26 protein-coding genes, 1 rRNA gene and 1 pseudogene are annotated in these 22,602 nt (G+C 39.6%); 25 read left to right on the top strand and 3 right to left on the bottom strand.

All coding sequences use genetic code 11. From position 1 onward, the window contains the following. Positions 1 to 44: 44 nt before the first annotated feature. Positions 45 to 160 (top strand): 5S ribosomal RNA (gene rrf, locus BN985_RS13645). Between the two features lie 96 nt (positions 161 to 256). Here rrf and BN985_RS13640 read toward each other — a convergent pair. After that, the gene (locus BN985_RS13640) at positions 257 to 1,390 is read right to left on the bottom strand and encodes an amidohydrolase (RefSeq protein ID WP_042224045.1); all 1,134 of its coding nucleotides are present in this window, start codon (positions 1,388 to 1,390) and stop codon (positions 257 to 259) included. Positions 1,391 to 1,524: 134 nt separating this feature from the next. Beyond that, the gene (dpsA, locus tag BN985_RS13635) at positions 1,525 to 2,403 is read right to left on the bottom strand and encodes a dipicolinate synthase subunit DpsA (protein ID WP_042224044.1); all 879 of its coding nucleotides are present in this window, start codon (positions 2,401 to 2,403) and stop codon (positions 1,525 to 1,527) included. 151 nt (positions 2,404 to 2,554) lie between these two features. On the opposite strand from dpsA, the gene BN985_RS13630 reads away from it, so the two are divergent. From BN985_RS13630 to BN985_RS13575, 12 genes are all read left to right on the top strand, one after another. Then, entirely contained in the window at positions 2,555 to 3,313 is a 759-nt protein-coding gene (locus tag BN985_RS13630) for a hypothetical protein (RefSeq protein WP_042224042.1), read from the top strand. 22 nt (positions 3,314 to 3,335) lie between these two features. Next, positions 3,336 to 4,121, top strand: coding sequence for a GNAT family N-acetyltransferase (locus BN985_RS13625; RefSeq protein ID WP_042224104.1), 786 nt, complete (start codon positions 3,336 to 3,338; stop codon positions 4,119 to 4,121). A gap of 44 nt (positions 4,122 to 4,165) precedes the next feature. Further along, positions 4,166 to 4,447 carry a hypothetical protein gene (locus tag BN985_RS13620; protein WP_042224041.1) on the top strand — a complete coding sequence of 94 codons (282 nt, stop codon included), beginning with the start codon at positions 4,166 to 4,168 and terminating at the stop codon, positions 4,445 to 4,447. A gap of 185 nt (positions 4,448 to 4,632) precedes the next feature. Next, entirely contained in the window at positions 4,633 to 5,649 is a 1,017-nt protein-coding gene (locus BN985_RS13615) for a serine hydrolase domain-containing protein (protein WP_042224040.1), read from the top strand. A gap of 272 nt (positions 5,650 to 5,921) precedes the next feature. Then, positions 5,922 to 6,854: a GntR family transcriptional regulator YhfZ gene (gene yhfZ, locus BN985_RS13610; protein ID WP_042224039.1), complete on the top strand. Its 933-nt coding sequence runs from the start codon at positions 5,922 to 5,924 to the stop codon at positions 6,852 to 6,854. 69 nt (positions 6,855 to 6,923) lie between these two features. Next, positions 6,924 to 7,304, top strand: a complete 381-nt coding sequence (locus BN985_RS13605) for a PRD domain-containing protein (RefSeq protein ID WP_042224038.1) — start codon at positions 6,924 to 6,926, stop codon at positions 7,302 to 7,304. Further along, the gene (locus BN985_RS13600; protein WP_042224037.1) at positions 7,301 to 7,660 is read left to right on the top strand and encodes a DUF2620 domain-containing protein; all 360 of its coding nucleotides are present in this window, start codon (positions 7,301 to 7,303) and stop codon (positions 7,658 to 7,660) included. The genes BN985_RS13605 and BN985_RS13600 overlap by 4 nt, the downstream gene beginning before the upstream one ends. A 28-nt stretch (positions 7,661 to 7,688) precedes the next feature. Next, positions 7,689 to 8,975: a YhfT family protein gene (locus tag BN985_RS13595; RefSeq protein ID WP_232225593.1), complete on the top strand. Its 1,287-nt coding sequence runs from the start codon at positions 7,689 to 7,691 to the stop codon at positions 8,973 to 8,975. Positions 8,976 to 8,993: 18 nt separating this feature from the next. Further along, positions 8,994 to 9,911, top strand: coding sequence for a phosphotriesterase family protein (locus BN985_RS13590; RefSeq protein WP_042224034.1), 918 nt, complete (start codon positions 8,994 to 8,996; stop codon positions 9,909 to 9,911). Continuing rightward, positions 9,912 to 11,042, top strand: a complete 1,131-nt coding sequence (locus BN985_RS13585) for an aminotransferase class V-fold PLP-dependent enzyme (RefSeq protein WP_042224032.1) — start codon at positions 9,912 to 9,914, stop codon at positions 11,040 to 11,042. Positions 11,043 to 11,098: 56 nt separating this feature from the next. Continuing rightward, complete coding sequence (locus BN985_RS13580) at positions 11,099 to 12,259, top strand: YhfX family PLP-dependent enzyme (RefSeq protein ID WP_042224031.1); 1,161 nt, start codon at positions 11,099 to 11,101, stop codon at positions 12,257 to 12,259. Between the two features lie 3 nt (positions 12,260 to 12,262). Next, the gene (locus tag BN985_RS13575; protein ID WP_042224029.1) at positions 12,263 to 13,465 is read left to right on the top strand and encodes a phosphopentomutase; all 1,203 of its coding nucleotides are present in this window, start codon (positions 12,263 to 12,265) and stop codon (positions 13,463 to 13,465) included. 60 nt (positions 13,466 to 13,525) lie between these two features. Here the strand turns inward: BN985_RS13575 and BN985_RS13570 are convergent, their stop codons facing one another. Further along, positions 13,526 to 14,188 (bottom strand): peptidylprolyl isomerase, encoded by a 663-nt coding sequence (locus BN985_RS13570; protein WP_042224028.1) that lies wholly within the window; start codon positions 14,186 to 14,188, stop codon positions 13,526 to 13,528. Positions 14,189 to 14,476: 288 nt separating this feature from the next. On the opposite strand from BN985_RS13570, the gene ectA reads away from it, so the two are divergent. The 12 genes and pseudogenes from ectA (at position 14,477) to BN985_RS13510 (ending at position 22,534) form a co-directional block, all read left to right on the top strand. Next, complete coding sequence (gene ectA, locus BN985_RS13565) at positions 14,477 to 15,010, top strand: diaminobutyrate acetyltransferase (RefSeq protein ID WP_042224027.1); 534 nt, start codon at positions 14,477 to 14,479, stop codon at positions 15,008 to 15,010. Between the two features lie 14 nt (positions 15,011 to 15,024). Then, positions 15,025 to 16,299, top strand: a complete 1,275-nt coding sequence (ectB, locus tag BN985_RS13560) for a diaminobutyrate--2-oxoglutarate transaminase (RefSeq protein WP_042224026.1) — start codon at positions 15,025 to 15,027, stop codon at positions 16,297 to 16,299. A 29-nt stretch (positions 16,300 to 16,328) separates the two neighbouring features. After that, positions 16,329 to 16,715 carry an ectoine synthase gene (locus BN985_RS13555; protein ID WP_042224025.1) on the top strand — a complete coding sequence of 129 codons (387 nt, stop codon included), beginning with the start codon at positions 16,329 to 16,331 and terminating at the stop codon, positions 16,713 to 16,715. Positions 16,716 to 17,532: 817 nt separating this feature from the next. Beyond that, positions 17,533 to 17,793: a metal-sensitive transcriptional regulator gene (locus tag BN985_RS13550; protein ID WP_042224024.1), complete on the top strand. Its 261-nt coding sequence runs from the start codon at positions 17,533 to 17,535 to the stop codon at positions 17,791 to 17,793. A 141-nt stretch (positions 17,794 to 17,934) separates the two neighbouring features. Further along, entirely contained in the window at positions 17,935 to 18,414 is a 480-nt protein-coding gene (locus tag BN985_RS13545; RefSeq protein WP_042224023.1) for a DsrE/DsrF/DrsH-like family protein, read from the top strand. Between the two features lie 61 nt (positions 18,415 to 18,475). Beyond that, a pseudogene (locus tag BN985_RS13540) lies at positions 18,476 to 18,771 on the top strand (rhodanese-like domain-containing protein). A gap of 19 nt (positions 18,772 to 18,790) precedes the next feature. Beyond that, complete coding sequence (locus tag BN985_RS13535; protein ID WP_042224020.1) at positions 18,791 to 19,363, top strand: sulfurtransferase TusA family protein; 573 nt, start codon at positions 18,791 to 18,793, stop codon at positions 19,361 to 19,363. 90 nt (positions 19,364 to 19,453) lie between these two features. Beyond that, the gene (locus BN985_RS13530) at positions 19,454 to 20,584 is read left to right on the top strand and encodes an MBL fold metallo-hydrolase (RefSeq protein WP_042224018.1); all 1,131 of its coding nucleotides are present in this window, start codon (positions 19,454 to 19,456) and stop codon (positions 20,582 to 20,584) included. 20 nt (positions 20,585 to 20,604) lie between these two features. Then, a complete protein-coding gene (locus BN985_RS13525; protein WP_042224016.1) occupies positions 20,605 to 20,832 on the top strand; it encodes a sulfurtransferase TusA family protein in 228 nt (75 codons plus the stop codon). Positions 20,833 to 20,879: 47 nt separating this feature from the next. Continuing rightward, positions 20,880 to 21,665: a sulfite exporter TauE/SafE family protein gene (locus tag BN985_RS13520; RefSeq protein ID WP_042224015.1), complete on the top strand. Its 786-nt coding sequence runs from the start codon at positions 20,880 to 20,882 to the stop codon at positions 21,663 to 21,665. A gap of 45 nt (positions 21,666 to 21,710) precedes the next feature. Further along, complete coding sequence (locus BN985_RS13515; protein ID WP_042224014.1) at positions 21,711 to 22,076, top strand: rhodanese-like domain-containing protein; 366 nt, start codon at positions 21,711 to 21,713, stop codon at positions 22,074 to 22,076. Positions 22,077 to 22,144: 68 nt separating this feature from the next. Next, positions 22,145 to 22,534 (top strand): DUF302 domain-containing protein, encoded by a 390-nt coding sequence (locus BN985_RS13510; RefSeq protein ID WP_042224012.1) that lies wholly within the window; start codon positions 22,145 to 22,147, stop codon positions 22,532 to 22,534. Positions 22,535 to 22,602 lie beyond the last annotated feature (68 nt).

The raw sequence follows: 22,602 nt of genomic DNA, 5'->3' as shown, positions 1-22,602 counted from the left end.
AGGGTATAAGGTATACCTAATAGGGTTCATGAAGGACCTGTAGGTCTGGTAGTAATAGCGGAGAGGTCACACCTGTTCTCATGCCGAACACAGAAGTTAAGTTCTCCAGCGCCGATGGTAGTTGGGGCTTTGCCCCTGCAAGAGTAGGACGCCGCCAGGCAAATGGAAAAAGGTTATGCATTTTATATGCATAACCTTTTTTGTTTGTTATAGAAGAAATACCTGCAGCTTGTTAAGCAGGCCTGCTGACATTTCTTTATTTTTTGGTATTAACTATTTCCCCATTAATAAACACTGTTTCAACTTTACTTCGCAAATCAAACAAGTCACCGTTCCAAATGACGAGATCTGCATCTTTACCGGATTCAATGGAGCCAACTTGGTCTTCAACACCAAGATGCTTTGCAGCATTGCTTGTGAGCATTTGCAATGCTTGTTGCTCAGTTAAACCATGTTTTATGGCATGGATGGCACTTGTTACTAAATATTCAATTCCTACCACAGGATGATCAGTTGTAAGAGAGCAGGAAATACCAGCATCCATGAGTACTTTCGCCGTGGACCAACCTTTATCCTTCAATTCTACTTTTGAGCGCGTTGACATCGTAGGACCAACTGAAACACATACATCATGCTGTGCGATATATTCGGCAATCTTATGACCTTCCGTACAATGTTCGATGGTAATGTCTATACCAAACTCCTTTTTAATACGTAAAACTGTTACAATATCATCTGCGCGATGGGCGTGCACCCGTAACGGTATTTCCTTTTTTAATACCTTTGTAAGATTTTCGAGACTTAGATCTCTCTCTTTTTTCTCTCTGTCCATGTAATTCTGTGTTTCAATTAGTTTCTCCCGAAGCCTTGCTGCAACACCCATACGGGTAGTCGGCATCTTTCCTTTACCACCATGAAACATTTTAGGGTTTTCCCCTGTAGCTGCTTTCATTCCAGAAGGAGCTCGAAGAATCATTTCATCCACTATATTTCCGTTCGTCTTTAAAACAGCCATTTCACCACCAATAACATTTGCACTTCCTGGCATTATTTGAACAGTTGTGATTCCTGCTTTTCTGGCATCGGCAAAACCAGTTTCCATTGGGTTAATTCCATCAATAGCTCGAACCTGCGGTGTAATTGGATCGCTAGTCTCGTTAAAGTCACTACCTTCACGACCTACACCTTCCTCTGATACGCCTAAATGGGTATGTACATCTATTAAGCCAGGTGTGACTACTTTTCCTTCTGCATTAATCACTTCATAACCATCGGGAACAGCTACGCAGGTTTCAATGGATTTAAATTTCCCTTCTTTTACGAGAATTGTATGGTCTTTCAGTACATTTCCATTTCCGTCATAAATTATTGCATTTGTAATTGCATACATATTGAAACCTCCAAATGATAGTGTACAATAAATTTAGAATATAATTACGATTTAAATCTATTATTGATAATAAATTATTTTGGTTACATTGTACAGAATTTGAAAATGGTACATTACTTTAGAGCTACCTATAGTCAGAAATCAGACAGTAGTTCATCTTGAAGAATAGTAGCAATTATCTTCCCTGCTGTTTTAGGAGCAGTTTTCCCTGGTAAACCTAGTGCATGCAATGCATGTATTCCTTGTTCTTTTGCAAAGTTAAAATCTGTGCCTCCTGGCTTTGATGCAAGATCAATAATTAGACCGCTTTGTTTCATTTTTAAAATTATACTGTTTGTAAGCACAGGTGCGGGGATTGTATTAATAAAAATGTCCGTCTTGCTAGCATGTTGCTCAAGAGCTGACATATCTATTGCTTCTATTCCTAACTCATATAAGCGTGCAAAGGCCGCTTTTTTTCTGACCGCTACGGTTACGTTTGCTCCAACAGCCGTAAATAACCGGGCTACCGTTACACCAACCCTTCCAAAACCGAGGACGGTAATAGTTGCACCATGCACTGTTTCTTTTGTATTCTCTATTGCTAGTTTTAATGCTCCTTCAGCGGTCGGAATAGAGTTATATATGGCAAGATCATCTCTGGAGAATAGTGTTGTTAGTTTTCGATTTGCTGATTTAGCCATCTCTTTTAGTTGGTGCCTTGCGGTTCCACTATAAATTCTACAGTGTTCAGGGGTCATATTTAATAACACATTGGTTATTTTCACTGGTTTATCAGAGTATGGGGCTTCTACATTTCCTTCATCATCTATTCCGGCAACTGGTAATATGATCGCATCCATTTTCTCTATGTGCTGGTGTAAATCGTCAACCTTCGTTACCCCTTGTTTATTTAGATTCAGTTGTGAAAAGCCTGCGAGGTAAAGCTGGGCATTTAGTTCCATCAACATATCAATGACTTCAATATACCTTGCGTCACCGCCAGCAATAAGTATCTTCATTCCATTAAGCAATTGCTCACCCTCTTTCCTTTTATCCATATATTTTACAGGAACTATACGTTTAATATGACAGCAATGTAGAATCGTTTCAAACGTTAGTTTAATTATGAATACTAATTATAGTATTACTTTTGATATAATGAATTAAAAAGGAGATTGCCAGATGCTTCACGTACCTGAGCATATTCAATCTGTATGGGAAAAGTTTGATAAATTCCCCATGGAAACCTTAACCAAGATTTGGGTTCACTTGCAAGAAGGAGGAGGGAGGCAACGAGAAGTTACCGAAATGAGAGAGCATCGGGAGCAATATGGTATTGCGGGAAATTGCTTTGATCTTTCTCTATGGTTATTGGATGAATTCAAGCAAGCGGGAATACCAGCATATCCAATAGGTCATCATCTGGGAAGCGAACATGCTCACATAGCTGTCATAGCGCTGGACGATAAAGGAGGACGCTATCTTTGTGATTTAGGTGACCAATGGCTTAATCCTTTGCCGATTGATGCAGTTTATGATGGTCGCAGGCTTAAAGGACATTTTCCTGCAGCTGAGATTCAGTTTGAGCAGCGTGGCGAAGAGTTAGAAGTACAATATTACCGGCCAAATGGGAAAGCTTCTAAACAAACTTTTGAATTGAAGCCTATTGAGATAAATAAATGTTTGCAGGCGGCCGACCAGTCTCAACGTTTGATAAAACCTCAACCTCTCTTTGAATGCCGGATACCGTATAATCAAGATAAAGCTCACTGGGAATTTTATAATTGGGAGAGCTTCCTTTCTACATGGGAAGGATTAATTGATGAGCCTGTATCCAAAGATATAGACCAATGGGTGGAAAAGCTTTATTATTATTCTGGTTATGATAAAGGAATGTTACAAACATCATTAAAAGCGTACGACAAACTTACTGAAAACTGACAGAGAGAAGGGGTTTAGCATGATGCTACAACAAGCAGATAAAGAAACGAAGCGAAAAATCGCAACATTATTTAATGGAATGCAAGATACGACTATCCTTTCCTGCTTGCAGGGACATATGGGGAAGGCGTGGGTTAATAACAGAGAGAATCCAGAGGCTGCACAAATAATGGTAGGTGATTTTACATTTTTTGCTGGTAATCCTGCTGCAGAAGGGGTAGAAGATCTTCTGAAAAACGTCCCAGAACACATACTCGCTATAGTCGATAATGATGAATGGAAAATGCGCATTGAGGAAGTACATAATGATAGCGCAGAAAAGATTCAGCGGTATGGTTTTCGGAAAAGACAGGAAGATTTAGATACAGACCATCTCCGACACCTCATTGCAAATTTGCCCGAAGGATATGAACTCAGAAAGATAGATGAAAGTATTGTAAATATCCCTTCTTTATTTGAAGTATCTCCTGATTTTATAAAGCAATTTGATTCGATTGCAGATTTCCTTGACAGAGGCATTGGCTTTGCTATTTTATTTGGTGAAAAAGTAGTAAGTGCTGCCGCATCATACAGTATATATGATGAAGGAATTGAAATTGAAATTGTAACGGATGACAAACATCGTAAAAAAGGTCTTGCTACATGTGTTGCTGCTGCCTTAATAGTGGACTGTCTTGAAAGAGGACAATATCCAAGCTGGGATGCTGCAAACGCCGAATCAGCTAAATTAGCTACAAAGCTTGGTTATGTAGCAACAGGAGCCTATGATACGTATTACATTCATACACTAGCACCCGTGCATAAATAGGTTATTTTCTGGGAAACTATAAATAATCTAATTAAATAAAGGGGATGTATGTGGTGGAAGAGAATACTCATCAGAAGCTTCAGCAGGCACATAAACAAATCATAAGCGCACAGCAGGCAGTCCTAGATGCACAAGGTGCGAATAACAAATTGATTGAACAAGCTGAGCAGCAATTAATACAGGCGGAACAAGCATTGCAAGCATTACAATCGAATGAAGGAACTGAGCTAACAGAAAATCCGCAATTCCAACAAGCATATGAGGAACTGCATGATATTAGACAACAGGTCCAAGAAGCGCAGCAAAATAACAATGACGTATTATAAACAATGAAAGGCTTCATATGAAGTCTTTTTTTATTTTTTTAACTATATTCAAAATTATGTGCTAATATATTAAGGAGTATTTTAAATCTGTAGGGAGTTGATGAACATGATGATTACCATTCAAATGTGAGGGATGTACTAATTAACCCTCTCTAATAAAAACTTAAAAATTGAGGGGGATTTAAATGAATGCTAATGAAGTAAAAGGTAAAATTCAATTACTACAAAAGGAAATGTATTTTTCAGGGGTATATCATGCGAGGAAGAATGAGATCGATTATAGCGGAAGCTTTGGTTTTTCAAACCGTTCCGACCAAATAAAAAATAACAGTCAAACGAGATTTGGCATTGCTTCAGGTTGTAAAATTTTTACGTCTATCGCAGTTTGTCAGCTTGTTGAGCAGGGACTTTTAAGTTTCCAAACAAAGCTCCATGAATGCCTGCCTATTGATTTTCCTGCTTACAGCAAAGAAGTAAACATTCATCAATTGCTGACACATTCTTCTGGTGTTCCAGATTATTTTGATGAGGAAGAGATGGATGATTACGAAGAACTTTGGATAGACAATCCAGTTTACGCAATTCGTAGCCTACATGATTTTCTTCCATTATTCCAGAATAGAGAAATGGCGTCTTTACCAGATGGTGACTTTCATTACAATAATGCAGGGTATATCTTATTAGGTCTAATTGTTGAACAGATTAGCGGGAAGCCATTTACTGATTATGTGGAGCAGTTTATTTTTGAAAAGGCAGGAATGATACATTCAGGCTACTTCGAAATGGATAAACTGCCAGAAAACACTGCACTCGGATATATTGAAGAGCCTGATGGCAGTTACAAAACAAATATATTTTCTGTACCAGCAAAAGGTGGAGCAGATGGCGGTGCTTTTGTAACAGCAGAAGATATGGTCACCTTTTGGGATGCACTTTTCAACTACCAGTTACTGTCCAAAAAAATGACGGAAAAGCTTTTCCAGCCACAAATAGAAGTAGACGAAGATCTTTATTACAGCTATGGTGGCTATGTGGATATGGAGCAGGGAAAAGTGAAAAAGCATATTCTAATGGGGTATGATCCAGGTTGCAACTTCCGTTCTGTATACTACCCAGAGAATTCTATAAGTATTGTAGTGTGTTCGAATGAATCGGAAGGTGCGTTTGAAGTAATGAAGGAATTGGAGAAACTATTAACCTGATAATTTGGAGCTGGATGCAGGATAGGACTTGTTGCTAAGTAGTCCCTAGAAAACAAAATAAGTAGAGGCCAAGGCGAATTGCTTGGTCTCTTCTTCTTATACTTTATTACAGCAACGAATATAAATAACAACGCAAACAAATAAATTCATTTCTAATCCTAGTATTAATAAAGGTACATTTATTTTTATAAATAGCATATTCCATTGCAAGATTTATATGAAAGCGTTATAATCTACAGTATACAATATTCTGTAAAATTAAGGAGTCATTAATGAGTAGGATTTTAGAGGGCTTATATTCTAAGAATGGGTTAGCTGCAAAAGAAATTGCCAGTAAAATGATGCTTATAAGAGAAGGGGAACGTATCCCACGAGTAAGTGATTTTGCAGAGGAATTCTCAATAGGTAATGGTACAGTTCAAGGAGCTCTTAAGGTCCTGGACAATATTCATGCTATAAAACTCGAAGCAAGGGGGCATATGGGAACATACCTGCTAAAAAAAGACTTGCATTTATTAAAAGAAATTGCAGGTGTTGGTTCATTTATTGGTGCTATGCCGCTACCGTATTCTACCAAATATGAAGGCCTTGCTACGGGATTGATTGAGGCATCTGAAGCTATGATGAATCGAATAGATTTGGCATATATGCGAGGTTCTAAACAACGGTTAGATGCTCTGAAAACTCGGCGCTATGACTTTATTATCATGTCACAACTCGCTGCTGAAGAAGAAATGGACATAAACAGAAACTTAGAAATAGCAGTTAACTTTGGGCCTCAAACATATGTAACAACACATCAAATTTTCTTTGCGAATAAACAGAATGATAGAATTTTAGATGGTATGCGAGTTGGGGTGGATTATACATCGATCGATCAATCCAAAATCACTTTGCTCGAATGTGAAGGGCTGGAGGTTGATTTGGTACCGGTCAATTATATGCAACTTTTCGATATGCTAATGAGCGGTGATATCGATGCAGCAGTATGGAATGCTGATGAAAACCGTACAAAAGGTGAAATGGGTGTAGGGACTTTTCGTTCTTCACAAGCCAAATCAATTTCTGTAAAAGCAACTAGTTCCATTATATTAGTGGAAAAAGCTCGACAGGATGTAAAGAACTATTTGGAAAGATTAGATGTAAATGAAATAGTAGAAACACAAAAGAAGGTAGTTAGAAAAGAGAAATTGCCGCATTATTAAGAAGCACAGTTAAGCGCTTTTTCTTTTTCAACCAATATACAAAAAACTGTATATTAAGGAGGATTAAGAATGAATAGAGAGCAATTGAAGGACAGGTTACACATCCTAGCTTTAGGAGATGTTATTTCCAAGCCGGCTTGCGAGGTTACAATAAAAGCATTTGATCATCTATTGACAGAGTTAAAAACGGAAGATTTGGAACAATCGGAGATGCTGTTTACCCATTTGCCTTCCGCAATTACTCGGATTGGGGAAGGCGAGACACTGGAAGGCCCATCTTCCGAGATTATGAAAGAAGTAAGAAATTCAAATTATTATCCCACTGCGGAAAATCACATTAAAAATATTGAGCATATATGGGGACACACACTACCGGAAGAAGAGAAAGCGTTTTTATCAATGCACTATACTACTATAATAGAAGCAAATCAAGGGGGAGATAAAAGATGAAAATTGTTATCGGGGGACAAGTAGAAAAAAAGGCAATTGAAGGGTTAATTAAAGAATTAGACTCATCCATTGAAACATCTGTAAAGTCAGATTTGGACGCAGCAATGGCTATTAAAACCGGGCAGGCGGATTATTATGTTGGTGCTTGCCATACTGGTGGTGGCGGAGCATTAGCAATGGCCATCGCGATGATTGGTCGGGACAATTGTGAAACCGTATCCATGCCTGGGAAGCAGCCACAGGAGGAAAAAGTTATTGAAGCCGTAAATGCAGGTAAAAAGGCATTCGGATTTACTGGTGATCATATGGAAAAAGCCGTTCCTATGATTATAAATGCATTAAAAAACAAGGGATAAATAACAAAAGGGGGAAGTTAAAGTGGAAATGATCTTTGTTATTTTAATTGGGGCAGTGGCAGCTGTGCTTGCCAATATGAATATTGCGGTCTTTAATGATGGACTGCGACCGATTGTTGGGGAGCATATAGAAGGCAGGTTGAAACGCAGGGAATTGGGGCTTACAGCATTTGCGATGAGCTTTGGGCTCGTGGTAGGGTTTGGTATTCCATTTACGGTAACGGCAAGTATTATTCTAATTCATAGTATTTTGCTGGGAACAGATATAATCGGGCTCATCACTCCAAAAAACAAATGGGGCACACCTTTGGCAGCAGCTGTTGGGGCAGTATATGGCTGGGGCTTATTAGTCGGACTGGAAGGATTCGTCAAGCTATTCGAATATTTGCCAGTCAATTTCCTTGAAGAAATGGGTGAAGTTGGCACCCCTGTTGTAGTTACCTTTATGGCATTTCCAGCATTGGCAGTTGCTATGCAGTTCACGATTAAAAAAGGTGTTCTAACCTTTATTGTGGCAGCAATCGTAAGGCAGCTTGCTGTATTTGTGAATGAAGGTGGCTTTCTTTCAATTGGCGGCAATGCTATTACTCTTAACCAAGAAGGGATGGCTCTGATTGCAGGAATGATCTTCTTGTTTGGCTTTGCAATGCGCGAAAAACAAGAGGAAGGCAGTTCCGTGGACCTTGCTTCTATTTTCAGTGAAAAGGTTAAATCAATTAAGAAAAATGTTGTGTTCTTCATGATTATTGGAGCATTGATTGCGGGGGCGACCAACCTATTACTTATGGCAGGTGATCCTATTTCTTTAAGCCTTCTTGCGGAGGGAAAGCAGGCTGATGCAGGGATTGCAGCAGCTGCAAGAGCGATTGGTTTTATTCCGCTCGTTGCCAGTACAGCCATTGCTACAGGGGTGTATAGTCCTGTAGGCTTTACTTTAATTTTCGTCGTCGGGCTTTTTGTACCTAATGTATGGATTGCTGTCATTGTTGGTGCTATTGTGATCTTCCTCGAAGTAATGCTGCTAAGTGTTATTGCTAGATTCCTAGATAAATATCCGGGAGTTCGTAACTCTGGGGAGAATATTCGAAGTGCGATGACTAAACTACTAGAAGTTGCTTTATTAATTGGTGGTGCCAATGCGGCAAATATGATTGCGCCAGGATTCGGATTCTTCTTTATAGCTGGTTTTTACCTGCTAAATGAAATTGCCGGTCGACCAATTGTACGGATGGCTGTAGGACCTGTCGGCGCCATTGCAGTAGGGGTTATCGCAAACATTTTGGTGCTAACGGGGATTATGACATTACCGCAATAATACCTAGGAGGTTACTTGATGATACAGACTGTATTAGGGAAAATTGAGAAAGAAGCATTTGGCATATGTGCTGCACATGAGCATCTATCCATCGACTTGTCCAGGATTAAAGGAGACCCTGACACCATTTTAGATGATGAGGAAGGAATGTTATCAGAGCTATCGTTCTTTTATGAAGCGGAAGGTAGGTCAATGGTAGAACTGACTAATGCCGGGATGGGACGAGATGTTAACCGCCTTAAGCGATTAAGTGAAAAGACTGGTGTCCATATCGTAACTTGTACGGGATTTTATAAGGATCCATTCATACCCACATTTGCAGCAAGCTGGGGGAGAGACGAATTTGCAGCACATTTTTTAACAGAGATTAAGGAAGGGATAGAAGGAACTGGCGTTTATCCTGGCGTGATCGGCGAAGTTGGCACAAGTATAAATGAGATAAAACCCCTAGAAAAGGAGTTAATCCTAGGAGCAGGGCATGCTGCAAGGGAATCTGGTCTGCCAGTATCTACCCACACTTCACTTGGCACGCTTGGAAGTAAACAGGTGGAGATGTTATTTGGTCTTGGAGTAGCTAAAGAGCAAATTGTTATTGGACACCAGGATTTAAACCCGAATAAAGAAGAAGTACTAGATGTTCTTCAATCGGGAGTATATATTGGCTTCGATACGATTGGCAAAAATAACTATCGTGCAGATGAAGAAAGAATTGCTTTCCTACTTGACTTTATTGCACGAGGATTTCATAAACAAGTACTTTTGTCTGCAGATCTTACACGTAAATCGCATTGGCATAAACATGGCGGGCCTGGGTACGATCTTGTTTTAAAAGAATTCATTCCAGAGCTTCGTAAACGCGGTGTTACGGAAGAAATAATAAAAGATCTACTTATTTATAATCCTGCAAATGCATTTGCAATAAAGGAGGTAGGATAAATGGGCTATGATACAACGAAATTAAAGTATGCCGATTCTGTCCTGCCAACACTATCTATTTACGAGGCACAATTATTACAATTTAAACTAGTTGATAAAATGAGTATCCATTTTACCGGAGATCAATTTCTTTCAATGGGTGATCTTGGGGTCTCCCCCCGATTTAAAAAACCAGAGCAAACGGAACGAGTAGAACATGTATTGGCGGATTTCTTTGCTACAGAAAAAGCAGCCCTAGTTCGAGGGGCTGGAACAGGAGCAATCCGTATTATTCTTAGCACTTTAATGGCAGCTGGTGACACTATGTTTACTCATACAGCGCCAGTTTACACCACAACGAAAGATACCTTGCGTATTTTAGGTCTGAAAACGAAAGCTGTGGACTACAATGATTTGGAAGCTATTACTGAGGCTGTGAAAGACGACGAAGAGTGCCGCGTCTTCTATATCCAGCATGCACGTCAACAGCCAACTGACACATACGATCTAAAAAAAGTAATTTCCACAGTAAAACAGACTAGACCAGACCTTCCAGTTGTTGTTGATGATAACTACTGTGCCATGAAGGCATATGGAATTGGTGTGGAATATGGAGCGGATTATTCAACCTTTAGTGGATTTAAGTTGTTAGGACCAGAAGGAATTGGAGTCATTGTGGGAAAAGCAGAAGCTATTGATTTATTGCAGCAACGTAACTATTCCGGGGGAGGCCAAGTTCAGGGTTATGAAGCAATGGAATTACTAAGGATGATGACCTTTGCTCCGGTTTCACTAGCAACTCAAAACGAGCAAGTTGAAGCAGTGTGTAGGAGACTTAATGAAGGTGCGATAGCAGGAATTGAAACAGCCTATATGACGAATGCACAATCCAAAAATGTTATTGTCGAGTTGCAAGAGCCAATTGCGCAGGAAGTTATTAGGAAAAGCAATGAATTGGGCGCTGCAACACATCCGGTGGGTGCGGAGTCAAAATATGAGATTATACCAATGATTTACCGAGTTTCTGGAAGTTTTATAGAAGCACAACCTAGACTTAAAAAATATGGTTTGCGTCTTAATCCTATGAAATCTGGAGCAGAGACTGTATTGCAAGTTTTAGATAAAGCAATTCAGGCTAGTAGATCACAATAATGGACAACTAATATAAACTACTAATTGAACTGACATAAAGATAGGAGGTTGTTTCCATGTTTTTAGATGTAACGAAAAGACGAAACCCTGCATTAATAAAAGCAGGCTTGTCCCTTCATCAAAATGGAGAAATTCCTCCCAACACTTATATTATTGATGTTGATGTATTAAAAAGCAATGCAAGAAAGCTGCAAAAAGTCGCTTCATCTTACGGAATGGAACTTTACTTTATGAGTAAGCAGTTGGGGAGATTACCGAAAATTGCAGATATAATTAAACAAAGTGGCATTATAAAGGCAGTAGCGGTTGATTTTGATGAAGGTAAAGTACTTGCCGACAACAATATCCCTATAGGAAATATTGGGCATCTTGTACAACCAGGTAAACATCAATGGAAGGAAGTTCTTAGCTGGAGGCCAGAGGTTGTAACTATTTTTTCTTACGAACGTGCAGTGCAGCTAGCAACAGCAGCAGCCTCAATTGGTGTCGAACAAGACATTATTTTAAAAGTAATGGATAACGATGATAGCATATATCCTGCTCAGGAAGGTGGAATACCACTACAAGAGTTGGAAGAAACGATAGACCGCATCAAAGAGCTCTCTAACGTGGCAATTGTTGGGGTAACGAGTTTTCCAAACTTACAACTAGCATCAGACAAATCAAAAATGATTCCAACTAATAATCTATCCACATTATTACGAGCAAAAAGAATTTTAGAACAAAAAGGTGTCACAATAAAACAAATAAATGGTCCGAGCGGAACTAGCTCTGAGACTATTCCATTCTTAGCAGGACAAGGAGTCACCCATGGTGAACCGGGGCATGGGCTGACTGGGACAACGCCCCTTCATGCTTTTAAGGATTTGCCAGAAGATCCCGCCATTATTTATGTATCGGAAGTCTCTCATACGTACAAGGGAAACTATCAGGTAATAGCTGGTGGGTATTACGGTCGGTCTAACATGGAAGGTTGTCTCGTTGGGCACGACCCGGCTACACTTCTCAAACAGCAGACAACTGTCCAAGAGCTAAACCCTGAATCTATAGACTATTATGGAATGATTGATGCTCCAAGTGGATTTACAATCGATATTGGAGATACAGCTATTTTTTCTTTTCGGACGCAAATTTTTGTTACTCGTGCTCACGTAGCATTAGTGGAAGGAATACAACTAGGAGAACCAAAGCTCATCCATCTGGAAAGGAAGTGGTAGTACATGGCGAAAATGACACTTATCGTTATTGATAGCTTCGGGATTGGCGCCATGGACGACTGTGAGGAGTTCGTACCATCTGATTGCAGTGCAAACACATATAAGCATATTAGAGAATCGAAGCAGGATGGGCTTCAAATTCCGTTCATGTATGGAGCTGGATTAGGGACATTGGTAGATAACGAGCCGACGCCTAAAAATGCTTACGGCTATGCTAGGCTTGCTCACCATGGAGCTGACACGTATCTTGGTCATCAAGAGATTGCGGGAAGCTGTCCCAAGAAGTCAAATAGACGATTAATGCGTGATATTCATGGAAATTTAAAAGAAGCTTTGGAAGCAGGTGGTTATTCGGTAACTTATCCCATTACCAACTGTCCTGTACTTTTAGTAAATAATGCAGCAGTGGTAGCAGATAACCTCGAATCAGCTGTTGGTAATATTGTCAATGTGACAGCTGATTTTAAAAAAATGGCGTTTGATGAAGTGAAAAAACTTGGCCAAACTGTCCGCGATAATGTTGACACGACAAGGGTCATCGCATTTGGAGGACCTTTCACATCAATTGAGCATATTCTTTCCTGTGTGAAACAAAAGCATAATGGACAGTGGGGGGTGGATACCCCTAAAGCGCACGTATATGGTGAAGGTTACAATGTATTTCACATGGGATACGGTGTTGAAATAGACAAGCAATTTCCAATGATTGCAGCTGCCAACAAGCTAAAAGTTTATCGATTAGGGAAAACAGCAGACGTACTACATGGAGAAGGACCTGGAAATCCACTTGTCAATACGAGGGAATTACTAGAGACGGTTTCGGGGACGTATCAAGAGGAGGATGGGGAGGCTGCCTTCCTGGTAAATATTCAGGAAACAGACTTGGCGGGACATGCTGAAGATGTAGATTGGTATGCTGCACTATTAAATGAAACGGATCAGTGGCTACAGGACTCTTTTGTACCACAAATGGCAAAAGAAGATATTCTTATTGTGATGGCGGATCATGGGAATGATCCTACAATTGGCCATTCTAACCATACTAGAGAATATGTACCTATCCTGATATTCGGTGACATGGTAAAACAGGTGTCGATTGGTGAACGATCAACCATGGCAGATGTTGGTGCTACCTTTTGTGATTTCTTTAAACTTCCTTCCACTGCTGAGGGAAAAAGCTTTCTAAAAGAGATTATAGACCGATAAAAAAGAACAGAGACGCGCAAAGGATGATGGCGTCTCTGTTCTTTTTATATGCAAAAACCATTATTGTTTTTCTGGATCAGGATAATCATATCCATGTGTATCTACTTCAACTTTCTTCATTACAGCTGTATCTCCTGAAGCAACAATGTCATCGACTGTATCCATTCCTTCTGTAACCTCACCAAATGCTGCATAGTCTCCGTCCAGATGAGGAGAACTTTCTAGCATGATGAAAAATTGGGAACCGGCCGAATCAGGTGACTGAGATCTGGCCATCGATAAAACGCCCCTATCATGGATTAAGTCATTTTCTACTCCATTAGACTTAAATTCACCAGCAATGGAATAGCCTGGGCCACCTGTACCATTTCCATCAGGATCTCCTCCCTGAATGACGAAGCCTGGTTCAATTCTGTGGAAAGTCAGACCATCATAAAAACCGTCTTCAATAAGTGATATGAAATTGGCCACCGTATTAGGAGCGACTTTTGGATATAATTCTGCGATAATTTGGTCATCATTTTCCATTGTAATTGTGACAATTGGGTTCTCATCCACTTCAGGATAATCTGTGACATCTTTCGTGGATTCGTCCCCGTTATCTTGTTCTGTATCATTTTCTTCTGTTTCATTATTGCTGCCACAACCGTTCAGGAGGGCAATAAGCAACATGATAGCTAGAAAAGCGATCAGCAGCTTGTACCGATTTCGTAATGAATACATCTATGTAGGTCACCTCTTTAATTTTTTTCTTATACAAGTATAGCATGATCTCTAAAAAATCCCCTACTTAGACCAATTGATTTATCCCTATTACTCTTAAATACGTAAAATTCGCTCTATTCGCTACTATTTTCCAGATAATCATAGCATCGTTATACTCATTTTACTCTTAGCCCACTATACCCTGATTAACCACGCTATACCATGCTTAATCCGTTTTGACGTTCGAATCGATTCCTATTAGTCTTATAAAGTACGTGTTTTTACAGAAAAACAGGAGGTGAGAGCATTTATAATCAGAAGGTAAATTCGGCAGCAAGCACTGCTGAGATAGAAACAAATGTAACATTTCGTAACCCTGTAAAGAAAGATGGCGCTGCGGTGTGGGAGCTCATTAAACATACTGGTGTATTGGATTTAAATTCCTCTTATAGCTATTTAATGTGGTGTGATATTTTCTCCGATACATCCGTTGTCGCAATAGATGGGGGAAAAGTATGTGGCTTCATTTCTGGGTATCTACATCCCAAAAAAGCTAATACGTTATTTATTTGGCAGGTGGCTGTTCATGACTCAGGAAGGGGAAAAGGCCTGGCTTCCAGCATGTTGAGGGATTTATTGAATCGTACTGTATGTAATGAGGTACGATACATTGAGGCAACAGTCTCCCCGTCGAATATAGCATCTACTAATCTTTTTAAGGGTCTTGCTCGGGATTTGGATACGAACTGTATCATCACAGACTATTTTTCCTCCGCGGATTTCCCACGTGATGGCCATGAAGATGAGTTATTGTTTAAAATAGGTCCAACCAAAAAATGATAAAGGATGATTTCATGACTACTGCAGTGATACAAGATACGAAAATGAAAACGTTTGAAGAAATGGAATCGGCAGTTCGAAGCTATAGCAGGGGCTGGCCGACTATTTTTGACAAAGCCAAAGGATATAAGCTTTGGGATACAGATGGTAAAGAGTATATTGACTTTTTTGCTGGTGCTGGAACATTAAACTATGGTCATAATGATCAAGCAATGCAGGAGAAAATCATTGAATATATACAGAATGACGGGATCATTCACAGCCTCGATATGGGAACGACTCCTAGAAAAAACTTCCTTGAACGCTTCAATGAAGTGATTTTAAAACCTCGTAATCTCGATTATAAAATTATGTTTCCTGGACCCACAGGGACAAATACCGTGGAAAGTGCACTGAAAATTGCTCGTAAGGTAACAGGAAGAGATTCGGTTATCAGCTTTACAAACGCATTTCACGGAATGACGATTGGCTCCCTTTCGGTTACTGCGAACTCCTTTAAGCGACATGGAGCAGGTATACCACTACATCATACAGTATCTATGCCTTTTGATGATTATGTCGAAGATCAAGACTCTATTGTATATTTGGAAAGGTTTTTAGAGGATAGTGGAAGTGGTGTAGCCCTACCAGCTGCTATTATACTAGAAACCGTCCAAGGTGAAGGTGGCATTAATGCAGCAAGAATGAGCTGGCTCAAAAAAGTGGAGGCACTTTGTAAGCGTTGGGATATCTTGTTGATTATTGATGACGTACAGGCTGGCAATGGAAGAACGGGAACTTATTTCAGCTTTGAGCCTGCAGGCATTGAACCGGATGTGGTTTGTCTATCCAAGTCAATTGGTGGTATTGGTTTGCCCATGGCTATAACTCTGATTAAACCAGAGTACGACCAATGGGGGCCTGGTGAGCATAATGGTACTTTCCGTGGAAACAACCTTGCCTTTATCGCAGCTACGGAAGCATTGAAAAACTGGGAGAGCCCAGAATTCAGTGAAGCAGTGCAGGAAAAGGCAAACTTCTTGCGAGAAGAAGTAGAGAATCTAATTGAAAAATACCCCCAGCTAAAAGGAGAAGCCAGAGGCAGAGGCTTGATGCAGGGAATTGCTATTGAACAAGAAGGACTTGCCGGAAAAATCTGTGCGGAAGCATTCCAGCGCGGGCTAATTGTGGAAACCTCCGGACCAAATGATGAAGTTGTAAAGTTTCTCCCACCGTTAGTTATTGATAAGGAAGGCCTGGAAAAAGGACTGTCTATATTAGAAGAAAGCATAATACATGTGATCGCTTAATAGAAATAAATTTGGAAGGGGAATTACCCATGATTGTAAAATCACTTGAAGATATTATTGGAACAGAGGACGAAACATCTGGTGAGAACTGGACGAGTCGCAGATTCTTGATGAAGAAAGATAATTGTGGATTCAGTATGAATGATACAATTATTAAAGCTGGTACGGATAACTACTTCTGGTATAAGAATCATATTGAAGCAGTTTACTGTATTGAAGGAGAAGGGGAGATTGAAGAGGTAGAGAACGGAAAAGTGCATCCACTGAAGCCGGGGACGATGTATATTTTAGACAAAAATGATAAACATCATTTACGAGCGAAAACGCAAATGCGCATGGTCTGTGTGTTTAATCCGCCTCTAGTCGGAACAGAAACACATAATGAAGAAGGATATTATCCACTACTGACAGAATAGGTTTACAGAGAGAGTACCTGGCCAATAGAAGGCCAGGTGCTTTTAATCATCCCAAATAGTCGGAACTTATAGAAAGGATCCATACGAGTCCCACCCCACCCTATAATTCAAAGTAAAATTGAGAAGCCTCTAACGAGCTTGTTATCCTAATATTTACACATTAAAAAACAAGCTGGACCAACGGTCTAATCACCACTTCATTTACCTCAAGATCAGTCGACTGATCAATCGCATATGGGGTTGATCGAGCGATATTACTACCTGTGCAATACACCGTTATTTTTCATAAAATTGATTATCTCATTGTGTGTAATGCTTTCAGTAAGCTCGGATTCCGTTACGCTAGGCGATTTAAGAGTTATATAAATGTTTTGTAAAACTCTCCCTCTCTTTCTTAAACTTTTTAGGGTTGACACCATACCCTCTAGGGTATATTATGTAGTCATACTGTTATTATGAAGTGGGAGAATTAATGACTATAGCAATTGTAATTTTAATCTCATTTTTTCCAGCAGATATGTCCATGTACGGGGAGTTTGGAAAATAGAATTAAGTAAAGTTGCTGTAAAGCACGACTAGCAGGTCACAATAGTCGACACACTGATTTATCAGACATCATTCAAGAATGCAATAGAGCAAGCTTACTGTTTGCCTCTAGCATATCTGAACAGACACTTTCGATATATTCCTAATAAAGATGTCATTATAGTGGCATCAGATTATGTTGATAAGAATCTCAGTATCCGTTTATTGAAGCGAAAAGGCATCTAGGTTGTCGGATACTATCTAATAAGATAAAGAAAGGAGCAATCGCTTTATGAAATACGATGACCAAGTCAAAAATAGAATGAAACGTATTGAAGGACAAGTTAGAGGTTTGTTAAAGATGATGGAAGAAGATAAAGAATGTCGTGATGTGGTTACACAGATGTCTGCAGTACGAAATGCTATGGATCGGACTATTGCATTAATAGTTAGTAAAAATTTAGAACAATGTATCCGAGAAGAAAAAGAAGCTGGCGAAAGTTCAGAGGACATCATCAAAGAAGCAGTCAACCTGCTTGTTAAAAGTAGATAAATCATTGATTTGACAAATTATTAAAGAATAGTTAGCATATAATTTGGGTTAAGTGAAACATATTAACCCTATTTTTTAAACAAGTTAACATACCCCTACCGGTATGTGTATAATTTTATTGAAATATAAAGGAGAATGTATATGCCAGATAAAAAGAAAACTACGATTGTTTTGTTTAGCGGAGATTATGACAAGACAATGGCAGCATACATCATCGCGAACGGTGCTGCTGCATATGACCATGAAGTAACTATTTTCCACACTTTTTGGGGGTTGAATGCACTTCGTAAGGACAATCAGGTTCCGGTAAAGAAAAATTTACTGGAAAAGATGTTCGGAAAGATGATGCCTAGAGGCACAGATAAAATGGGACTTTCAAAAATGAACTATTTAGGTATGGGACCAAAGATGATTAAACATGTAATGAAAAAACACAACGCACTGCCACTTCCTCAATTGGTAGACATGGCGCAGGAGCAGGAAGTTAAACTGATTGCTTGCACCATGACAATGGATCTTCTTGGACTTCAGAAAGAGGAATTGTTGGATGAAATTGAATATGCCGGGGTCGCAGCGTATATAGGTGACTCGGAGGATGGAAATATAACTTTATTTATATAATATTTTTTAGTTTGATAAATACCCTATAGGGTATAATAATTATGAATTAGGAGGAACTAGAATGCGTGAAATTTCAGCAGCAGAACTTGCAACAAAAAGCTTGGGGAAAAACTAAACATTATTGATGTTCGTGAGGATGAAGAGATTGCACAGGGAAAAATTCCAGGTGCAGAACACATCCCTCTTGGTCAGATTCCGGATCGGCTCAATGAGGTCGACAAAAATAATCATTACTACCTCGTGTGCCGTTCAGGTGGCCGTAGTGGTAAGGCTTGTACCTTTTTGGAGGAACAAGGTTATGATGTAACCAATATGGCCGGTGGTATGTTTGACTGGAACGGTGAGGTTGAAAAATAAAAACGAGGAGGATTTTCTGATGAATATTTCAGCAAACGAAATTTTGGATGCAAAGGGGCTTGCCTGCCCAATGCCAATTGTTAAAACGAAAAAGGCAATCAAAAATCTGCAGCCTGGTGAAGTAATAGAGGTCCAGGCAACTGACAAAGGTTCCACGGCTGATATAAAGGCTTGGGCGGAAAGTACTGGTCACCAATATCTAGGGACCGTTGAAAACAGCGATGTCCTGAAACATTATCTGCGTAAAGCTAGTGATGAAGAAACAAAAAAAGAAACAAAGCATGGCGCCGTTACTGATTTGGAAGAACTTCGCAGGAAGATTGAAGAGGGAGAAGATATAGCCGTTCTGGATGTTCGGGAACCTGCAGAGTTTGCTTTCGGTCACATTCCTGGTTCGGTAAATATACCCTTAGGGGATTTAGAAAAACGTTACAGTGAGTTAAATAAAGATAGTGAAGTACTCGTCATTTGCCGTACAGGCAGCAGAAGTGACCTCGCAGCACAAAAGCTGACCGAAAAAGGTTTTCAGGATGTTAGTAATGTAGTACCTGGTATGGCTGAATGGCAAGGACCAACAAATAAAAACAACTAGAAGGAATTGAAGTTCGCGAAGCTGCGTCATTTGTTAATTACGCAAAGGATGCAAATATTTCATTAACATTCTAAGCAGGAGGGGAAATGTATGGCTAAAACCATAACAACCAATGAATTGGCAAAAAAAGTTGTTAATCACGAAGAAACTTTGATTCTAGATGTTCGGAATACAGATGAATTTGATAATTGGAAAATTGAAGGTGGAAAGGTTGAAGTAATCAATGAACCATATTTCAACCTGCTTGAAGGCATCGAACCTGTAGAAGGTAAATTTAATAAAGACCAGGAAGTTATCGTTGTCTGTGCTAAAGGCGGATCATCTGAATTTGTAGCGGACCTTTTGGAAGAGTCGGGCTATTCAAATTTATACAGCCTTGAGGGCGGAATGAAAGCATGGAGTGAACACCTTGAACCAGTTAAAATCGGTGATCTGAAAGACGGCGGTAGTCTTTATCAGTTTGTTCGGTTGGGTAAAGGTTGCCTATCATACTTTATCGAGTCTAATGGAGAGGCAGCAGTAGTGGACGTCAACCGTATGATTGAAAACTACGAGGGTTTTGCAGCTGAAAATGGAGTTAAAATCAAGCATACCCTGGATACACATTTGCATGCTGACCATATTTCAGGTGGTAGACAGCTGGCCGAAAAAGCAGGGGCAACGTACCATCTTCCACCTAAAGATGCTGAAGAGGTAACGTTTGACTATTCACCACTTGAAGAAGGTAACTATATTACAGTAGGAAACACGACTATAACAGTACAACCGATATATTCACCAGGTCACACGATCGGAAGTACATCTTTAATTATTGATAATCAGTTTCTACTGACAGGTGACATTCTATTTGTTAAATCAATTGGACGACCTGATCTGGCTGGTAAAGCGGAGGACTGGGTAGGCGATTTACGTAATACGCTTTACTCACGTTACAAAGAACTATCTGAAAATCTGATTGTCCTTCCAGCACACTATTCATTTGCCGAAGAGTTGGGAAATGACGGAAGCGTGTCAGCAAGACTCGGTGACCTTTACAACAAGAATGAGGGATTGCAGGTAGAAGATGAGAATGCATTCCGGAAAATGGTAACGGAAAATCTTCCACCACAACCGAATGCTTACCAGGAAATTCGCGAAACAAACATGGGTAAAGTTAACCCTGAAAATGAAAAACAAAGAGAAATGGAAACTGGACCAAACCGTTGTGCGGTTCAGGGATAATAACGAAGGAGGAATTAATAATGGATGTAACAAAAATTCTGGATGCAAAAGGGTTGGCATGTCCAATGCCTATCGTGAAAACAAAAAAAGCAATGAACGATCTTAACAGCGGTGACGTGCTTGAAGTTCAAGCAACAGATAAAGGTGCAAAAAGTGACCTTGCAGCATGGGCGAAGTCAGGCGGACATGAACTGCTAAAGGATACAGAAGAAGATGACGTACTCAAGTTTTGGATTAAAAAAGGTTAAAGGAGCCCCACCTATTGTGGGCTCCCTTTGTTAGGGGGGATCGAGCAATGGAATATAATTTAATTTTTATTATTACAATCTTTCTAATTGGGTTTGTTGGTTCCTTCATATCTGGAATGGTTGGGATTGGTGGATCTATCATTAAATATCCAATGCTGCTTTATATCCCTGCTTTAGTAGGCATTTCTGCATTTTCAGCGCACGAGGTATCAGGTATAAGTGCTGTGCAAGTATTGTTTGCTACTATTGGTGGAGTTTGGGCGTACCGAAAAGGCGGTTATTTAAATAAAGGACTTATACTTTACATGGGAATCAGTATTTTAATTGGAAGCTTTATTGGTGGCTATGGATCCCAGTTTATGGTGGATGCAGGGATAAATCTTGTTTACGGTGTACTGGCAACTATTGCTGCCGTGATGATGTTTGTACCTAAAAAGGGACTGGATGATATACCGATGGATCAAGTTTCTTATAATAAGTGGCTTGCAGCGGGGCTTGCACTGCTCGTTGGTATAGGAGCGGGTATTGTAGGTGCAGCCGGGGCATTTATCCTGGTACCAATCATGCTAATCGTCTTAAAAATACCAACCAGAATGACAATCGCTACATCACTCGCAATTACGTTCATTTCTTCAATTGGTGCAACGACAGGTAAGCTCCTTACCGGTCAGGTACTATTTATACCGGCAGTAATCATGATTATTGCAAGTCTGATAGCATCACCGATTGGTGCAAAATTTGGGCAAAAAATAAACACCAAAATACTCCAGTGGGTTTTGGCAATTTTAATTCTCGCCACGGCTATAAAGATATGGTTGGAGATATTGGCCTAATACTAAAGAGAGTAAGGAAATAACATTTAGGGGAGAAGTGCCAAAATGGAATTAATTATACAAGTTGTTATTCTGGCTGTGATTATCTGGTTTTTTATGTATCGTTTCTTACCTGCAAAGGGGATAACGAATATAACAGCTCAAGAAGCAAAGGATAAATTCAAGCAAAAAAATGAAATTCAGTTTGTGGATGTTAGGACACCAGGTGAATACCGTGTTAATCATCGTAAACCATTTAGAAACATTCCGTTGGGACAGTTAGCAGACAGGTCAAAGGATCTTGATAAAAATAAAGAGGTTGTAATGGTTTGTCAAAGTGGAATGAGGAGTATGAAGGCAGCTAAAATCCTTAAGAAACAAGGGTTTGAAAAAGTTTCTAATGTAAAAGGCGGCATGAGCGCTTGGGTTTAAATATTTGATGAAGGGAAAAGACCTATAAAACTAAAATAACCCGTTATTTGGAAAAGGAGATGACCATTGTGTTTCATTATACTGTTGAGACAAATAAATCAATGAAAGAGGCAATAAAATCCCTTGAGACGAATTTGAAGGATGACCAATTTGGGGTGCTTTGGCAGTTCAATATTCAGGAAACCCTCCAAAAGAAAGGTTTTGATTTTAATCAGCCTTATCAGGTACTAGAAGTATGTAATCCTGCTGAAGCCAAACGCGTACTGTCAGAAAATCAGCTGGTCGGATACTTCCTTCCCTGCAAAATTGTTGTTTATCACGATATGGAAACTGAAAAAGTTAAAATAGGTATGCCGAAACCTACAGCTTTAATCGAAATGGTAAATGACGAATCAATAAAGGAATTTGCAGCTGATATTGAAAATAGGTTAATAACTTGTATTGATCACTCTGTATAATTTAATGACAAAAGGTCTTTTTGGAAGAGCGATAGGGGTAAAACAGCCTCTATCGCTATATTTTTGAC

Origin of the sequence: Oceanobacillus manasiensis, assembly GCF_000724085.1 — a bacterium.
GTDB classification, from domain to species: Bacteria; Bacillota; Bacilli; order Bacillales; family Amphibacillaceae; genus Oceanobacillus_B; species Oceanobacillus_B manasiensis.
Note: the sequence above shows the minus strand (reverse complement) of the source record. Positions and strands in the feature narration are given on the sequence as shown.

Bases quoted from the DNA above. Each gene is read 5' to 3' on its own strand.
- BN985_RS13640 (WP_042224045.1), bottom strand. From the start codon at position 1,390: ATGTATGCAATTACAAATGCAATAATTTATGACGGAAATGGAAATGTA.
- BN985_RS13630 (WP_042224042.1), top strand. From the start codon at position 2,555: ATGCTTCACGTACCTGAGCATATTCAATCTGTATGGGAAAAGTTTGAT.
- BN985_RS13625 (WP_042224104.1), top strand. From the start codon at position 3,336: ATGCTACAACAAGCAGATAAAGAAACGAAGCGAAAAATCGCAACATTA.
- BN985_RS13620 (WP_042224041.1), top strand. From the start codon at position 4,166: ATGTATGTGGTGGAAGAGAATACTCATCAGAAGCTTCAGCAGGCACAT.
- BN985_RS13615 (WP_042224040.1), top strand. From the start codon at position 4,633: ATGAATGCTAATGAAGTAAAAGGTAAAATTCAATTACTACAAAAGGAA.
- yhfZ (WP_042224039.1), top strand. From the start codon at position 5,922: ATGAGTAGGATTTTAGAGGGCTTATATTCTAAGAATGGGTTAGCTGCA.
- BN985_RS13605 (WP_042224038.1), top strand. From the start codon at position 6,924: ATGAATAGAGAGCAATTGAAGGACAGGTTACACATCCTAGCTTTAGGA.
- BN985_RS13600 (WP_042224037.1), top strand. From the start codon at position 7,301: ATGAAAATTGTTATCGGGGGACAAGTAGAAAAAAAGGCAATTGAAGGG.
- BN985_RS13595 (WP_232225593.1), top strand. From the start codon at position 7,689: ATGATCTTTGTTATTTTAATTGGGGCAGTGGCAGCTGTGCTTGCCAAT.
- BN985_RS13590 (WP_042224034.1), top strand. From the start codon at position 8,994: ATGATACAGACTGTATTAGGGAAAATTGAGAAAGAAGCATTTGGCATA.
- BN985_RS13585 (WP_042224032.1), top strand. From the start codon at position 9,912: ATGGGCTATGATACAACGAAATTAAAGTATGCCGATTCTGTCCTGCCA.
- BN985_RS13580 (WP_042224031.1), top strand. From the start codon at position 11,099: ATGTTTTTAGATGTAACGAAAAGACGAAACCCTGCATTAATAAAAGCA.
- BN985_RS13575 (WP_042224029.1), top strand. From the start codon at position 12,263: ATGGCGAAAATGACACTTATCGTTATTGATAGCTTCGGGATTGGCGCC.
- BN985_RS13570 (WP_042224028.1), bottom strand. From the start codon at position 14,188: ATGTATTCATTACGAAATCGGTACAAGCTGCTGATCGCTTTTCTAGCT.
- ectB (WP_042224026.1), top strand. From the start codon at position 15,025: ATGACTACTGCAGTGATACAAGATACGAAAATGAAAACGTTTGAAGAA.
- BN985_RS13555 (WP_042224025.1), top strand. From the start codon at position 16,329: ATGATTGTAAAATCACTTGAAGATATTATTGGAACAGAGGACGAAACA.
- BN985_RS13550 (WP_042224024.1), top strand. From the start codon at position 17,533: ATGAAATACGATGACCAAGTCAAAAATAGAATGAAACGTATTGAAGGA.
- BN985_RS13545 (WP_042224023.1), top strand. From the start codon at position 17,935: ATGCCAGATAAAAAGAAAACTACGATTGTTTTGTTTAGCGGAGATTAT.
- BN985_RS13535 (WP_042224020.1), top strand. From the start codon at position 18,791: ATGAATATTTCAGCAAACGAAATTTTGGATGCAAAGGGGCTTGCCTGC.
- BN985_RS13530 (WP_042224018.1), top strand. From the start codon at position 19,454: ATGGCTAAAACCATAACAACCAATGAATTGGCAAAAAAAGTTGTTAAT.
- BN985_RS13525 (WP_042224016.1), top strand. From the start codon at position 20,605: ATGGATGTAACAAAAATTCTGGATGCAAAAGGGTTGGCATGTCCAATG.
- BN985_RS13520 (WP_042224015.1), top strand. From the start codon at position 20,880: ATGGAATATAATTTAATTTTTATTATTACAATCTTTCTAATTGGGTTT.
- BN985_RS13515 (WP_042224014.1), top strand. From the start codon at position 21,711: ATGGAATTAATTATACAAGTTGTTATTCTGGCTGTGATTATCTGGTTT.